The organism is Brevibacillus soli (assembly GCF_044759095.2).
Lineage (GTDB): Bacteria > Bacillota > Bacilli > Brevibacillales > Brevibacillaceae > JBIYSM02.
Window position 1 is genome coordinate 50,170 of sequence record NZ_JBIYSM020000003.1, and the last position, 14,378, is coordinate 64,547.

The window sequence follows — 14,378 nt, forward strand, 5'->3', positions numbered from 1 at the left end:
TTGAAAAGACCGATGGCTATTTCCGTGTAAGGAGTAGCCATTTTCTGCGTCCGGAAGAAGGGTAGGGAAACTATGAGTGACGTGCTTGCAAGAAGAACATTCGGGCTTCGAAAGCAGTTTTTCAGAGAGCATCAAGGGATTGAGCAACTATACCATTCGCTTTTTGAGCATAACCCTGACGCAGTGTACGCATTGGACCTGGACGGCCGCTTTCTCGGCGGAAACGCCATGTGTGAGAAGCTGACCGGCTATTTGCTGGAGGAATTGCGGTCCATGTCCTTTGTGCAGTTTATTGAGCCGAACATGCTGGAAGCCACACTCTATCATTTCCGGCAGGCGGCGGAAGGAAACCTGCAAGAATACGAGACAACCATCGTCCATAAGCAGGGTCACTCCATTGAGGTCTACATAAAGAATTTCCCGATTGTCGCCGACGGCCAGATTGCAGGCGTTTACGCCATTACCCGAGATATCACGCACGATATCCAGAAAAAGGAGAAGCTGCGGGAAAGCGAAGAACGGTATCGCCTGATTGCCGAACATTCTTCCGACATGATCACCAAGTTCTCACCCGAAGGGATTTGTCTGTACGCTTCACCGGCATGCTATCCCCTCTTGGGATATGTGCCCGACGATCTGTTGGGTCACTCCTTGTTTGAATTTATTCATCCCGACGATGTACAGGCACTCAGCGATCTGCACCAGATGCTGCTTGCCGATGGGCGAATCTTTACTGTCACCAACCGGATCAAGTCCAAGGCAGGCGAGTTCAAGTGGGTGGAAACAACCTGCAAGGGTGTACACGACGAGCGAACCGGCAGAATCAGGGAATTTATTGGCATTTCGCGAGATATTCACGAGCGGAAAAACGCCGAGGAAGAACTGAGGAAAAGAGAGAAGCGCTACCGCCGCCTGGTTGAACACTCACCCGAGACCGTCATGATCTGCCGTGATGGCCTGATTGTCTACATCAATAAGGCGGGAATGAAGCTCTTGGGCGCCGGTTCCAAGGAAGAACTGGTTGGACGCCCGTTGTTTTCATTCATTCAGAATGACTACCATGATACGATAATGGAACAGTTGCAAAAAGTAACGCTAGACGAGGAAGTGGAACTGATTGAGCAGAAGTTCATTCGCCTCGACGGCAAAATCATAGACGTGGAAGTGAAAGGCATAGCGACCATCTACAAGGATCAGCCGGCGGTGCACGTCATCGTTCGAGACATTACCGAACGCAAGCGGACCCAGGAACTTCTGCAGAACTCCGAGAAACTTACGCTGGTCGGACAATTGGCCGCGGGAATCGCTCATGAAATACGCAACCCGTTAACCTCGTTGAAAGGCTTTTTGCAGCTGATGCAGACGGACGGCAGAGAGAAGCAGGAGTACTTTTCCATCATGTCGTCAGAACTAACCCGTATCGAACTGATTGTCAGCGAACTGCTGGTGCTGGCAAAACCTCATTCCACCTCGTTCAAGGAGAGGGATTTGGCCAACCTGTTGAGGCATGTGGTGACTCTGCTTGATACGGAAGCGATCTTGAAAAAAGTGCAGATTCAACTGATACTGGAAACGGAAATCCCCCCAATTTGCTGCGACGAAAACCAGTTGAAACAGGCATTTATCAACTTTCTGAAAAACAGCATAGAAGCGATGCCAAATGGCGGCGACATTGTCATTGGCGTGCGGCGCCACGGTGATCAGGTCGTCATCCGCTTTGAAGACAGCGGAGTGGGGATCCCCGAGGAGCTGATTCCCAAACTGGGCGAGCCGTTCTATACCACCAAGGAAAAAGGGACAGGGCTTGGTCTTATGATCAGCTACCGGATCATTCAAAATCACCGGGGGCATGTACGGATGATGAGCAAGCAGGGAGAGGGCACCGTGGTGGAAGTGACGATCCCTGCCAATTGACAGATTGGCATCAGGATTTATCTGGATAGAGGTGCGCATTGATGACAGATTATGCAGACAAAAACACCGTTCTCGCGGCGGGTTTTGCTCAGATCCCGAAAGGAACGACGCTTTACGAGGTGTCCACGATGGTGGGCTGCGTGTTGATTATCGACGTTGAAAACGAAGAGATTTGCGATGCCTCATTTACCTTTGTGATGGATAAAACGAGTGATTATCTGGCCGGATTGCTCCGCGGGAAAAGCATTGCCGACGGTTTGGGAGACATTCCCCAGGTCATACAGGAGCGCTTTCTGGCCCCGGGGCAGGGAGCGGTTCTGCAGGCCATTCGGGCAGCAGTGGATCGTTATCACGAGATGAGAAAACAAGCATAAAGAGAGCAGGGGCGGAGGGTTGTGAATGCGCGAAGAAGCTTCCATCATGGAATCATTTTCGAATGAACTGCTGGTTCGGTATCGGTCCATGCTGAACCGAATTGAAACGCTGGAGCATGCCGAGATCAACCGGTTGGCGCAGGATATCGCAGCGGAGTTGCCTCAACAGGAGACAAGGTTGCACCATCTGCTTCTGAACGAAATTGTCAAACTAAACGAAAAAGTAAAACAGATGCTCTGGATTTCCGAACATTTGAAAATTTTGCACGATCTCGGGCAGACGTTTACCAAAACCTTTGAGGAAGAGCAGATTATCTGGAAAGCATTTGAGCTGGTTTCCCGCGTGATGCGGACGGATGCCTTTTTCATCGCGTTTTACGATGAGAATGATGCGCAGATCCGCATCCCGATCGGCATTGACAACGGAGTCAAGTACGGACCTGTTACGCTGCAATTCGGAGACGGCTTTGTCTCCAAGGTCATCCAAACCAGGGAAACCATCCATATTCGCACCCACGACGAGTCCGACCCGTTTACTTATGTTCGCTGGGGGGATGCAAACAACGACACCAACACATGCATTTTTGTCCCGATGCTGCTTAAAGACCAGGTGAAAGGCGTTATTTCCGCCCAATCCTATCAGGAGTTCGCCTATAAACAGGAGCACGAGGAACTGTTGAAAATCATCGGCTTTCAGGTGGCCAGCGCCATTGAAACGGCCCGGCTCTACGACAAGGTTTATCAAATGTCGATCAAGGACGAGCTGACCAAAATCAAAAACTACCGCGCCTTTCATCAGGACTTGGAGCGGTTTCTGGCGGTACCCGGCCAGGAAGTTACGCTGATCATGCTGGACTCGGACAATTTAAAAGAGGTCAACGACCAGTTCGGTCATCATATGGGAGACGCATTAATTCAGAAAGTGGCGGAAGCGATGGTAGCGTGCATGGAACGAACGGACTCGGCATACCGCTATGCAGGAGACGAGTTTATGATTCTGTCAGTCCGTTCCTCGCTCGTCGACGCCGAGCAGAAAGTCAGGCGGATCATGGACTATCTGGGAGAGCATCCGCTGCAGTTCGAGCATCAGTTGATTCCCGTTTCCGTCAGCGCCGGAGTGGCCCGCTTTCCCGAGCATGCCGACGGGGCCGACGACTTGAAGCGGGCTGCCGATGAGGCTTTGTATCAATCCAAGAAAAAGGGAAAAAACTGCATCACGCTGTATCAGTCAGCTATTTAATAAAAGTGCCCATGAACAAGCAGCTTCATGGGCACTTTGCTGTTTACTCGCTATTTCCTCCGATACGAGTATGCAAAAGTAAGCAGCGGAGAAAGCCAGAGAAAAATGGCGTAAGGGATATAACCAGCAGCAGGGACTTGCAGGGTGGAGGCGAAAAACGCGCCGCTCACCCCCCATGGAACCAGCGGATTGACCAGGGTTCCGCAATCTTCCAGCGTCCTTGAGAGCAGTTTGTTTGCCATTCCTCTGCGCTCGAACTCTTCCCGAAACATCTGGCCGGGCAAGAGGATGGAGAGGTATTGCTCACCGGTCAAGGCATTTACCAGAATCGAGGAAGAGCCGGCCAGCCGGACGACCTGTCCGTTGCTTTTTATGCTTCTCAGAAGGGTGTAAAACAGAGAGTGAAAAACGCCGCAGTGCTGCAGGAGACCCCCAAGCGCCAGAGCGATCAGGATCAGCGAGAGCGACCAGGTCATCGACTGAAGACCTCCGCGGTTGACGATGGAAGCAACCGTCTGATTGACAAACGATTCGTCAAATCCATGCTGCATGACCTGTAACCAGCGAGCGGGAGAAGTCTCCTGCTGTATGAAAACAGCTGTCAACAAACCCGTCAGAATGCCCAGCGTCAATGTCGGAAGCAGCGGTTTTCGTTTCAGAGAACAGTAGAGGACTGTCAATGGAGAGAGCAAGGTCACCCAATGCAGGGTAAAATGCGCAGACAGCTCCTCTTTCACGGCTGCGATGGCGGCTAGGTCTGCTGCCGGAGATGAGTCTTTCCATCCGAAAAAGAGCAAGGTAATTCCCAAAGCAGGCAGGGTCGTTCGGGTCATGTAGCGTACGTGTGCGGTCAGGTCGGCCCCCGCTACAGCCGAAGCAAAGTTGGTCGTGTCGGAGAGCGGCGACATTTTGTCACCGAAACAGGCCCCGCAGATCACTGCTCCAGCCGTTATCAACGGATCCAATCCCATGGCGGCGGCAATACCCGTGAGCGCCACCCCGACCGTGCTCACCGTGGTAAACGAACTGCCGGTCAGGGAAGAGACCACGATTGTCAAGAGCAGCGTGCTCAGAGCGAAATGATTGGGTGAAAGGAGATCAATGCCGTAAGCAAGGATGGTTGGTACTGTCCCGCTCATCATCCACACGCCGATGAGGATTCCGATCAAGGAGAGAATCATCATCGGAACAACCGCTGACTGAATGCCGCCGACAATCCCTTCCTCCATCTTCTTCCAATTTATTCCCGACCATCTCAATAACGTGGCGGAAATGACGACTGCCAGCAAGAGCGGAATGTGAGGTTCCGCTTTCCATATGAACATGGCTGGCAGGATCAAAGCAAATACTGCCCCCAGAATGATCAGGCTCTGTTGAAAGGTTGGTTGTCGATCCATAGCTGTAGCCCCTTCTTGCATTCTTTTGCTTTTTCGCTTTTAAGCTTTTGTGCTTTTGTGCGTTTAAGTGAGATAGGGGTACTGTATCCGGAATCAAATGATTCGTCAATCGATCCGGATGAATTCGGAATAGGAAAAATATACGGTCTAGCGGAAGAATTCCCTCACTACTGAGCAAAAGCAGCCGCTGCAGCGGATTGTCCGAAGCTGCGTTTTTCAGATTGAAATTATTATAAAAAGATATTGACTTTTATTTTTTATTACGTATAATGAAAACTGTTCCTAGTTGATAATTATTTTAATCTAATAGCAAGAATAAATAAGGGGGGAAGCAATCATGTACGACGTCATCATCGTTGGGGCGGGACCCGCCGGAACCTCTGCGGCCATCTACACTGCCCGCGGCCAGTTGAAGACACTGGTGATCGACAAGGCACCCGGTTCCGGAGCTCTCGCCTTGACCCACAAAATCGCCAACTATCCCGGCGTCGAAGGGGAGCTGACCGGAAAGGAACTGCTGGAAAAGATGCGCCGTCAGGCGGAGGGATTCGGCGCTGAGTTTATCCAGACGACGATCACCGCCGTCGATGTGGAGGGCGAAGTGAAAAGCGTCTACACGGCTCACGGCACCTTTGAATCAAAGGCGGTCATCATCGCTACCGGTTCCAAGGGCAGAAACCGGCTGCTTCCCGGAGAAGAGCGGCTTCTCGGACGCGGGGTAAGCACGTGCGCGACGTGTGACGGCGCTTTTTACGAGGGCAAAACAGTGGCCGTTATCGGCGACTCCGAAGAAGCGTTGGAGGAAGTGATGGCCCTGACCAAGTTCGCGGCCCGCATTCACTTCATCATCCCCCGTGCGGAACTGCAGGGAGTGGAGGAAATGCCGGAGCTTCCCCATACGGATCTGCTCTGGCGCACCCGACCCGTGGAAATTCTCGGGGAAAACAAGGTAGAGGGCATTCTCGTCCGTCGGGCAGATGGAAAAGAAGAACGGCTGGACGTGGATGGTGTGTTCGTCTTTCTTTCCGGCAGCAAACCGGGTACCGACTTCCTCGAAGATCAGGTACCGCTTGATGAAGAGGGTTTTATGGTATTGGACGCCTGCATGCAATCTCCCGTCCCCGGTGTGTTCGGAGCGGGTGAAGTGCGAAAAACTCCTGTCAAGCAGGCGGTGGTGGCTGCCGCAGACGGAGCGATCGCTGCAATGGCGGTAGACAAATACATCAACAAGCGGGCAAGAATCGTCCCGCAATACAAATAAAAAGGGGAGAACCAACATGGCAAAAGCAATCGTCTATTCCAGCACAAACTGCGGTTTTTGCAAGCAGCTGAAATCCTATCTGGAGGAACAAAACATCGCGTACGAAGAACGCAACATCGACGAGAACGAAGCCTACCGCGAGGAGCTGAGCCGTCTCGGGATGATGTCGGTGCCGCTGACGTTGATCGGCGGCAAGCAAATCCTCGGGTTTAATCCCAACCGCATCAAAAAAGCACTGGCCAGCCTGGAAGCTGCAGCAGAGTAAACACACACCCTGTGTGGATAAAGGAACATAAAAAGGAGAGGAACCACATGACAGCAAACACAGCAAATCGAGTAACCCTGCAGGTAGGGAAACCGGCGCCCGACTTCGATATGGCTACGACGAAAAACCTGGAGACGCTGGAGGAGCGTGCCCGCCTTGCAGACTACAAGGGCAAATGGCTCATCTTGTTCTTCTGGCCGTTTGACTTTACCTTCGTCTGCCCGACGGAAGTGACCGCCTTCAGCGATCATCTGGATGAATTCGCGGAATTGGATTGCGAAGTGCTGGGCGTATCTGTAGACAGCGTCCACACCCACCGTGCCTGGATTACCACGCCTCGCGAGCAAAACGGTATCGGAGAGGTGAAATTTCCGCTCGCCAGCGACATTACCAAACAGGTGGCACGCGATTACGGTGTACTCGATGAAGAATCCGGTGCCGCGCACCGCGGTCTGTTCATCATCGATCCCGATGGCATCCTGCGTTACCAGGTCGTGACCGATATGAACGTGGGCCGCAGTGTGGACGAGACGCTGCGCATCCTGCAGGCGCTTCAGGCAGGAGGTCTGTGTCCGGCAAACTGGAAGCCAGGCATGAAAACTCTGTAAGCTCCCGATAACCAACAGCCCGCTGCCGAAATGGCAGTGGGCTTTTTGCATCCATCTGTTGTACAATGAGGCCAGATTGTCATGGAAGAAGGGGAGAGCATCATGCGGAATGTGCCAAATCGATACAGGGGATTGCCGCCACGAACGCCGGAAATGCTGTTCAATATCGTGCGGAAGTTTTACCGCGGCGCTGTCAGCCATTATGAGCTGATCCAAGATAAAAAGGCGGAGGTCCGCCGAGCGTGGGAGAATTACCGTACAACCGGAGAATCAGAACGGGTAGAGCAGGCCTTGACGACTCTTTTCCTGGAGTTCCACTTTTACGTAACCTGCTGGCTGCAAATCGATTTGGCTCTCTATCGTCTGATGCGATTGGAAGGGACGAAACAGCTGACCGAGGTGATGGAGCCGTACCGGGATGTTTTGGAAAAGCATTTGTCCGTGCGGGAACAGCTGGATCGGACAGAGGCGTGCGTGCAGGCACAATGGGAACACTTTGGGCAGCAGCTTGCTTGCGTGGAAATGGACGCCTACTGGTTTGAAGGCATCGTGTTCACCGTCGATGAAGACAGTCTTGCCGCTTTGCATGGCCTTTATGAAGCGATCATGAAGCACCGATCCATGACGGCCTCCTGAGAAAAAGAAAAAACGTGACCGCTGAGAGGGGCGGTCACGTTCACTTTTGGCGTCTTTTAAAAGGTTCCAGGGAATATCGAGCCGATGTGCGGAGCAGGTTGACCCGAGTTGAGTGCGCGGACTTCAGCCGTGTTGGTTCCAGCGAAGTTAGGCTGGTAGACAGCGTTTACGCCGCCCGCCATCGGACTGGCGTACTGTTGCGTAGTGAACGGTTGAGCAGCGTATTGCGGTTGAGCAGCGTATTGCGGTTGAGCAGTGTGTTGCAGTTGAGCAGTGTATTGCGGTTGAGCCTGCATGCCGTAGGCGGTGCCTGCCATTGCAGGTGAAGGGTAGCCTGCATTCAGTTGACGCACTTCCTGCGGATTGGTACCGGCAAAGCCAGGAGAGAAGATGCTGCCAGTCATTCCCGTACTCATCCCCGCAGTCATGCCGCCGCTGTAACCGGTGTAGGTTCCGCTGTTGCGAGCACGAACCTCTTCCACATTGGTTCCGGCAAAACCTGGGGAGAAGACGGATTGTGCCGGAGCGCCATACGTTTGTACTTGATATGGAGCTGGAGTGTGCATACCAAAAACACTGCCCGCCGCCGCAGGAGAAGGATAGCTTGCATTCAGTTGACGCACTTCCTGTACGTTGGTTCCGGCAAAGCCAGGCTGGTAGATGGAGTTGAGGCCACCCATTCCGGCTGTAGCCTGCATGGGTGCACCGTATGTACCGGATCCTGCAGGGGCGAATCCGCCTTGGTTCAGAGCACGCACCTCTTGAACATTGGTTCCGGCAAAACCAGGCTGGAATACAGAGGACTGAGGACTCGTTACGGTAGCATAAGGTTGATACTGTTGTGATTGCATTAAATGTGTCATATTTGAACACCTCCTGATTTCATTTTTTACCATGACTTGGCGGTCAATTCATCCCGAAGAAAATAAGAGTATTCGTGCAAAAAAGAAAAAGCCCCTGTTCGGGGAGAGCACTGCAAAACGCTTCCGTTATATGGAAAACGGAGGCGATTCTTTGCTTCGCTTCGTTGCCAGCCCACTATGGGGCTTATCTGTCCGCTCCGAGACGATCCACGGGGCGGGGGCTCAACATCTGGGCTTCACAAGGTAGTGAGACTAACGCCCCCTAGTATCCCCGTGTCTACGTCTCTACGCTGGCAGGCTGGCAAAGGCGCTCCGCAAATGAATACCGCCCCCCATCCAAACCAAGAGAGTACTTTTGCAGTGCTCCCCTGTCCGTGGCTTAGCGCCAGCAGGTCGGAGCGGACCACAAGAAAGCGTGCCGGATTTTCACCCGACACGCTCTCCCTTCGAACACCCTCTTGACATTCAAACGACTGCCGAATCTCTGCCTTCATGAATTCGCGAAACGAATTGGGCGTATCGGATCAGATTGGACAGCGACGACCTCCGAATGGCAGGCTCGTCGAACTTCTCCGGTTTGGCATTCGCCTCAAAGAACCACAGCTCTCCGTCCCTGGTCAGGCCCAAGTCCATGGACATTTCGGCCAGGCTGTCAATTTCTTCGTTTAGCGTGCGGGCGATGGTCAGCGCGGTTCGTCTAATATTCTCCTCAATTGTGTACGCCTCTTCCTTGAACAGAGTTGTCAGCACTTTTGACAGGGATTGTATGGAGCCGCCGCGCGGAACGTGTGTGGTGATGCTCTGCGCCCCGGCGCGGCGGATGCCAATTCCGGTGACGCCCCATTCGCCCCTGCCGTTTTTCTGCACCAGCACGCGGACGTCAAACGGTCTTCCCCTGTAATAAGCCAACTGGATGCCTTGCTGGATGATGTATTTTTTCCTGTGAATCAATTGCCGGATGTATTTCCAGACGCCCTCCAGCGTGGAGAAGCGGCGGGTGATTACCTTTTGCTCATGTACCCGCTGCAAGCACCAGTAATGGTCTGTGTATTCCAGCCGCATAATGCCCTGGCCCGCTTTGCCGAGAACCGGTTTCAGATAGACGAAGGGATAAGTGGCACAAAACGCTCTCAGTCGTGCCAGGGTATCCAGTTTTCTGGTCTCCGGTAGATAGCTTGCCACTTCACGCCGTCCCTCCAACATGTAGAACAGCGACTGTTTATCAAAGAAATGGCGGTTAAACAGCGTCACATTTTTTAACCGGGCAATCCGATTAAGCGTTTCGTCCACTTCGGAACTGCTCTCCGCTTTTCGTGAGGGGACGCGATTGTAGACTACGTGCGGAAACGGCAAAACAGACTCGATCCATTCGTTCTGCTGGTCATCGTACAGGTAGCCGCGGACAATTTTCCCCTCCCAGTTGATTCCATCCGGGGTAAAGACGTAAACCAGGGCGCCCAGTTTTTTTCCGAAAAGGGAGATGTCCTTAAAGTTCTCTTTGTTTCCAAGAAATGACAATCCGTCACCGATGGTCAAGATGCCAAGGATGGGCCCGAGCTTCAGGTACTCGTTAACGAATCTCCAGTGAACCTTTGTGCGGATGCGTCCCGGCTGGATAGACGGCAATCCGCGAAACAGGCGCTTTTTCTTGGAAAAAGGACCCAGGCTGGCTATCAGCTGCTTGCGTGGGCGCAGCATTACCGAGGGCCGCGAAGCCTGAAAAAACCATCTGCCACTGGGAGTAATGGTGAGCCACCCGGAGCGGGGTTTCGGCATGGAAGTTCCTCCTTCCTTAGTAAAACGGTTATGCGAAGTTCGCCAGGTAGCAGCTGTAATCGACAATCAGCCCACGGGACTCATAATCTGCCTGCTTTAAGCGAGCGTGTTTGAAAATGGAGCGGCCTGGCTTGGAGTTGGCCTCAAACATCCACACGTGACCATGCGTGTCGATTCCCATATCCAGCCCCAGTTCTCCCAGATCGATACCTTTTGCCTGTTCAATCGCAGTCGCCAAACGAATGGCGGCTTGACCGATCCGTTCTTTCATGACGATTTTTTGTTTGCCAAACAGGTGGGCGAGAAGTTCGTCCCCGGGGATGACCGTTCCACCCGTGCGTACATGAGTGGTAACGCTGCCAGTGCCGGCCACTTTTGCCGCCATGCAGGAAACGACCCACTCGTTTTGCTGGTTTTTGTGCAAATGGACCCGAAAGTCAAACGGCCGATTATGGTACGTTGTCAGATCAATCCCCTGCTGGGCCAGGTAATTGCTTACCCTGCGCCCGCGGAAGATATGGTAGTAAAGCGAATCCAGCTTTTGAAAGTGACGCTTTACGTTTCCGCTGCCATTATGGTAGGAGACATCGAACCCCTTGCCCGGCGCGTGCACGATTTTTACGATGCCGTAACCCAGGCTGCCGTTTTTCGGCTTCAAATATACGATGCGGTACTTGCGCAGCAGATTGCGAACGGTCTTCAGAGAGGGTGACGTATAGGTTTCGGGGATGTGCTCGTTTACTTCGGGATTGGGGTAAAGAAGCTGATGGACACCCCATTTGTTGAAAAAGCCCTGATTAAACATAGGCAGATTGGAGTAGTTGGCCAGCCTGTGTTTGAATTCCTGCACGGTGTCATGCTTTTCCGCCGAGCGGGATGGAATGCGGTCGTAGATGACGTCAGGCAGGGCGGTCACCATCTTTCGCCACACGTAGCTGCCGTGTTTCGTGGGGCGAAGAAACCAGGCTTCCACCCGTTTTTCGCTCCAGTCGACGTCGCCGGGGGCGAAGATGAAGTAGAACACGCCTTTTCCTTCCTGGGCCTGCAGCAGGTTATGGAAAAAGGATGTACGCCCGCCGATGGGCTGTCTGTAATTGTTTCGCAAACCGGTGGTAACGATACCGATGGATGGGCCTATGCGAAGAGTCTCCCCTTCGCGTTTTAGCTGAATCAGACCGCCGTGGGGAATACTCAGTTGAGACTTGAGCAGACTGGTAATCTTCACGACGTTGCTGTCAGGATTTCGTCTGTCTTGATAGACAGTGGCAACGACTTCTCTTTTTCCCAGGGTGAGGGTGATTTTCTGACGGGAACGGAGCTGCAGTTTATTACAGAGATAGAGCGGCAAGACAATTCCGGCGACATGGGGATAAGAAAGGAAGCGGAGTCGCACTCTGATCGATTCCATGCTTAGTAACCTCCTACACGCTCATTCATGAGATAGTGGGCATAACGCAACGGCTGTGAAACAGCATTCAGGCGTGCTTTCGGGTCGTTGATTTGGGCGAAAACAGCACGGCCCGGGCGACTATTCACTTCAATGATCCAGACGTTGCCCGCCGTATCGATGCCGACGTCGATGCCCAACTCAACAAGTCGGCCGTGGTATTCTTCAAGAAAGGGGGGAAGCTCCAAAACCAGTTGTTGGAGCTGTTCCTCAATTTGCGCATTTACTTCCGGTCGGAATTGGCTCGACAAAAAGGTGGAGAGCGGAACGGCCTTGCCGCCGCCGTGCAAATTGGAGGTGATGCTTTTTTTGTCTCCGACGCGTACGGCCATTCCCGTCGTCTGCCACTCCCCGTGACCGTTTTTCTGCACAAGGATGCGCACGTCATAAGGAACCCCGTCTGGCGTGTGCAGGGAGAGATAGGGCTGTACGAGAAACTTGCGTCCGGCCGTAAAATGGGCGATGAATCTGTGCAGGCCTTCCGTCGTCTTTAGTTCGCGCTGAAACGGCTTGTTCTCCCTGTTTCTGCCCGTGATGACGTACTTGTTGCCCGCCTTTACGATGCGCACCACGTTGACCCCGTGGGTTCCCGCCATCGGCTTGATGATGGCAGCGCCGGTTTTTTTGATGGTGGCATGCAGATTTCTGTAGGAGAGAATCTGTGTGTCCGGCAGCCATCTGGCCAGAACTGGAGATTTGGAGAGGATTTGGTGCACCTGCCATTTTCCTGACAATCCATGCCCCAAAAACGTGATTCCAGGGTCATTTTGCAACTGCTCAATATATGGTTTATAGTGGCGGTAGGACGCACTGATAAAACAGCGGTCGTAGATGTAGGACGGAAGCGGGAAGGTTCCCCTGCGCCAGGCCCCGTTCCGGTACTCGAATCCGATTACGGTGCGGGTCTCGAAGTCTACGTCCCGGGGTGAAAAGACGAAGACGCGGATGCCGGCTCTGCGGCCGAACTGCGTCAGCTTTTTATAGTACCCTTTTTCCATGAAATGGGAGCCGTGGCACCGGGTGATGATGCCGAGGCTTCTGTTTTTTGCTGTCATACAAAGTCACCTGCGGCTTTTTTTCTTGGCTGGCTTGCCTTTTCTCTTGTTTTTGCCAATGATCCTGCTGTGCTTCGGTTTGGGTGTATAGGGATACCCGCTTACATGGGTCGCATAGTCATGCAGGCGGAGAACGGATGGGCGGATGCGTTTCAGTGGCGACTCCGTTCCGGCAGCCCCCGGGACGGTGTTGACCTGTTTGGAAGGCTTGCTGTTTACCTCCAGAAGCCAGATGCGTCCTTGTACGTCGACGCCCAGATCGATGCCCAATTCAGCGTATTGGCCGGCCAGCGACTGTTCCAACAGGTGGGATAACTTCAGGGCGACGCTTCGCAGTGTTTGGGCACTGGGGCGAATGCTGCTCATCCACGGACCGCACACGTTTAACGCCTGCACCGGGCTCATCATCGATCCTCCGCGGGCGATGTTGGAGACAATCCGGTTTTGCCCGACGCGGGCGACCATGGAGGTGACGGCCCATTCGCCCTGGCGGTTTTTTTGCACGAGCACGCGGAAATCGGCAGGCCGTTGCGAGATGCCGATCAAAGGCAAAGCCTGCTGCAGCAGATAGGAGGTGCTTTTGGTCCGCTTGTTCAGGAACTGGTGCAGGCTGCCCAAGCTGCCAAACAGCCTGGTGCCGGCGCCGGCATTGGTTACCAGATAGCCTTCCGCCGAGCGGCGAATCCGGTAAATTCCCCGTCCCATGCTGCCGTTTGTCGGCTTCACGTAAAGGGTTCGAAACTCGGAAAGCATCGATTGCAATTCATGAAGGCCGAGATAGCGTACGGTTTTGGGCAAATAGGATGCTGCCTGGGCTTCTTTTGCCAAAGCCGTGTGCACGTGCCACTTGTTTAGGAAACGTTCGTTAAAAAACGGGATCTGAAGGTCCTTGCACCGCTGGATCCATGCACCTACGTTATCGCTCTTTTCCGTCTGTCTGGAGGTGAGACGGTTGTAGATGCACTGAGGCAGCGGCAAAGTAACAAGTCTCCATGCGCCATTCCTCCTGACCAGGCCGCGCAGGGTACGCGTTTCCCAATTGACATCCTTTAGGCGAAAGGCACAAACGATTCCGCCGCGCTGTCGATAGGTATCGGCCACCTCGTTGTAAAACGCCGTGAGCAGGCCAAAAGGGCTGGAGGGGAACTGAGCGTTGTAGGACGAGACCAAAATGCCCAGATACGGGCCAAAAACAAGACACTGCTGGTTCGCTTGATAACGTACCAGCAGGGGATAACCCGTCGGCAGAAAGAGCGCCCGGGCCAGGGAAGGGCGGATGAAGGCGGGCCCGGTTCGTTCCATTCCGCTCACTCTTGCTTGGACCGTCTGGCTGCCAAATTGAACGGTGAGAGTGCACGGTGTGAGATTCAGCTTACGCATATGCTGCTGGGAGAGATACAGATCGATCTCCGCCTCGTTCGGCTCGACCGCTTGCACAATGGTTGGAACGTAAGACATGGCGATCCCCTTCCCACAGGCATAAAGTTAGTCTATTTTATGAGAAGGGATTTACTTTGGTTCCATGGCAAAAGAGGGGTTGTT

Annotated in this window: 13 protein-coding genes; 7 read left to right on the forward strand and 6 right to left on the reverse strand. The window is 53.3% G+C overall.

The window, feature by feature from the left end; genetic code table 11:
• Positions 1–72: 72 nt before the first annotated feature.
• From ACE99V_RS01940 to ACE99V_RS01950, 3 genes are read left to right on the forward strand one after another with little or no spacing between them, the layout of a single operon-like run.
• Positions 73–1,914, forward strand: coding sequence for a PAS domain S-box protein (locus ACE99V_RS01940; protein WP_400489453.1), 1,842 nt, complete (start codon positions 73–75; stop codon positions 1,912–1,914).
• A 41-nt stretch (positions 1,915–1,955) separates the two neighbouring features.
• A complete protein-coding gene (locus tag ACE99V_RS01945) occupies positions 1,956–2,288 on the forward strand; it encodes a DUF3870 domain-containing protein (RefSeq protein WP_400489454.1) in 333 nt (110 codons plus the stop codon).
• A 25-nt stretch (positions 2,289–2,313) separates the two neighbouring features.
• Positions 2,314–3,528, forward strand: a complete 1,215-nt coding sequence (locus tag ACE99V_RS01950) for a sensor domain-containing diguanylate cyclase (RefSeq protein ID WP_400489455.1) — start codon at positions 2,314–2,316, stop codon at positions 3,526–3,528.
• Between the two features lie 50 nt (positions 3,529–3,578).
• Here the strand turns inward: ACE99V_RS01950 and nhaC are convergent, their stop codons facing one another.
• Positions 3,579–4,925 (reverse strand): Na+/H+ antiporter NhaC, encoded by a 1,347-nt coding sequence (gene nhaC, locus ACE99V_RS01955; protein ID WP_400489456.1) that lies wholly within the window; start codon positions 4,923–4,925, stop codon positions 3,579–3,581.
• Positions 4,926–5,262: 337 nt separating this feature from the next.
• Between nhaC and ACE99V_RS01960 the strand changes: the two genes are divergently transcribed.
• The 4 genes from ACE99V_RS01960 (at position 5,263) to ACE99V_RS01975 (ending at position 7,695) form a co-directional block, all read left to right on the forward strand.
• The gene (locus tag ACE99V_RS01960; protein WP_400489457.1) at positions 5,263–6,186 is read left to right on the forward strand and encodes an NAD(P)/FAD-dependent oxidoreductase; all 924 of its coding nucleotides are present in this window, start codon (positions 5,263–5,265) and stop codon (positions 6,184–6,186) included.
• Between the two features lie 16 nt (positions 6,187–6,202).
• On the forward strand, positions 6,203–6,451 hold the full coding sequence (locus ACE99V_RS01965) for a glutaredoxin family protein (protein ID WP_400489458.1): 249 nt from the start codon (positions 6,203–6,205) through the stop codon (positions 6,449–6,451).
• Positions 6,452–6,498: 47 nt separating this feature from the next.
• The gene (locus ACE99V_RS01970) at positions 6,499–7,059 is read left to right on the forward strand and encodes a peroxiredoxin (protein ID WP_400489459.1); all 561 of its coding nucleotides are present in this window, start codon (positions 6,499–6,501) and stop codon (positions 7,057–7,059) included.
• Between the two features lie 102 nt (positions 7,060–7,161).
• A complete protein-coding gene (locus tag ACE99V_RS01975) occupies positions 7,162–7,695 on the forward strand; it encodes a hypothetical protein (protein WP_400489460.1) in 534 nt (177 codons plus the stop codon).
• Positions 7,696–7,751: 56 nt separating this feature from the next.
• Here the strand turns inward: ACE99V_RS01975 and ACE99V_RS01980 are convergent, their stop codons facing one another.
• From ACE99V_RS01980 to ACE99V_RS02000, 5 genes are all read right to left on the reverse strand, one after another.
• The gene (locus tag ACE99V_RS01980; protein ID WP_400489461.1) at positions 7,752–8,558 is read right to left on the reverse strand and encodes a hypothetical protein; all 807 of its coding nucleotides are present in this window, start codon (positions 8,556–8,558) and stop codon (positions 7,752–7,754) included.
• A gap of 465 nt (positions 8,559–9,023) precedes the next feature.
• Complete coding sequence (locus ACE99V_RS01985; protein ID WP_400489462.1) at positions 9,024–10,334, reverse strand: YheC/YheD family endospore coat-associated protein; 1,311 nt, start codon at positions 10,332–10,334, stop codon at positions 9,024–9,026.
• Between the two features lie 28 nt (positions 10,335–10,362).
• A complete protein-coding gene (locus ACE99V_RS01990) occupies positions 10,363–11,742 on the reverse strand; it encodes a YheC/YheD family endospore coat-associated protein (protein ID WP_400489463.1) in 1,380 nt (459 codons plus the stop codon).
• Positions 11,743–11,744: 2 nt separating this feature from the next.
• A complete protein-coding gene (locus ACE99V_RS01995) occupies positions 11,745–12,836 on the reverse strand; it encodes a YheC/YheD family endospore coat-associated protein (protein ID WP_400489464.1) in 1,092 nt (363 codons plus the stop codon).
• Positions 12,837–12,842: 6 nt separating this feature from the next.
• Positions 12,843–14,294 (reverse strand): YheC/YheD family endospore coat-associated protein, encoded by a 1,452-nt coding sequence (locus tag ACE99V_RS02000; RefSeq protein ID WP_400489465.1) that lies wholly within the window; start codon positions 14,292–14,294, stop codon positions 12,843–12,845.
• Positions 14,295–14,378: the final 84 nt, after the last annotated feature.

What these genes read in the sequence shown, in the direction of transcription:
- ACE99V_RS01940 (WP_400489453.1), top strand. Translation starts at nt 73, where the DNA reads ATGAGTGACGTGCTTGCAAGAAGAACATTCGGGCTTCGAAAGCAGTTT.
- ACE99V_RS01945 (WP_400489454.1), top strand. Translation starts at nt 1,956, where the DNA reads ATGACAGATTATGCAGACAAAAACACCGTTCTCGCGGCGGGTTTTGCT.
- ACE99V_RS01950 (WP_400489455.1), top strand. Translation starts at nt 2,314, where the DNA reads ATGCGCGAAGAAGCTTCCATCATGGAATCATTTTCGAATGAACTGCTG.
- nhaC (WP_400489456.1), bottom strand. Translation starts at nt 4,925, where the DNA reads ATGGATCGACAACCAACCTTTCAACAGAGCCTGATCATTCTGGGGGCA.
- ACE99V_RS01960 (WP_400489457.1), top strand. Translation starts at nt 5,263, where the DNA reads ATGTACGACGTCATCATCGTTGGGGCGGGACCCGCCGGAACCTCTGCG.
- ACE99V_RS01965 (WP_400489458.1), top strand. Translation starts at nt 6,203, where the DNA reads ATGGCAAAAGCAATCGTCTATTCCAGCACAAACTGCGGTTTTTGCAAG.
- ACE99V_RS01970 (WP_400489459.1), top strand. Translation starts at nt 6,499, where the DNA reads ATGACAGCAAACACAGCAAATCGAGTAACCCTGCAGGTAGGGAAACCG.
- ACE99V_RS01975 (WP_400489460.1), top strand. Translation starts at nt 7,162, where the DNA reads ATGCGGAATGTGCCAAATCGATACAGGGGATTGCCGCCACGAACGCCG.
- ACE99V_RS01980 (WP_400489461.1), bottom strand. Translation starts at nt 8,558, where the DNA reads ATGACACATTTAATGCAATCACAACAGTATCAACCTTATGCTACCGTA.
- ACE99V_RS01985 (WP_400489462.1), bottom strand. Translation starts at nt 10,334, where the DNA reads ATGCCGAAACCCCGCTCCGGGTGGCTCACCATTACTCCCAGTGGCAGA.
- ACE99V_RS01990 (WP_400489463.1), bottom strand. Translation starts at nt 11,742, where the DNA reads ATGGAATCGATCAGAGTGCGACTCCGCTTCCTTTCTTATCCCCATGTC.
- ACE99V_RS01995 (WP_400489464.1), bottom strand. Translation starts at nt 12,836, where the DNA reads ATGACAGCAAAAAACAGAAGCCTCGGCATCATCACCCGGTGCCACGGC.
- ACE99V_RS02000 (WP_400489465.1), bottom strand. Translation starts at nt 14,294, where the DNA reads ATGTCTTACGTTCCAACCATTGTGCAAGCGGTCGAGCCGAACGAGGCG.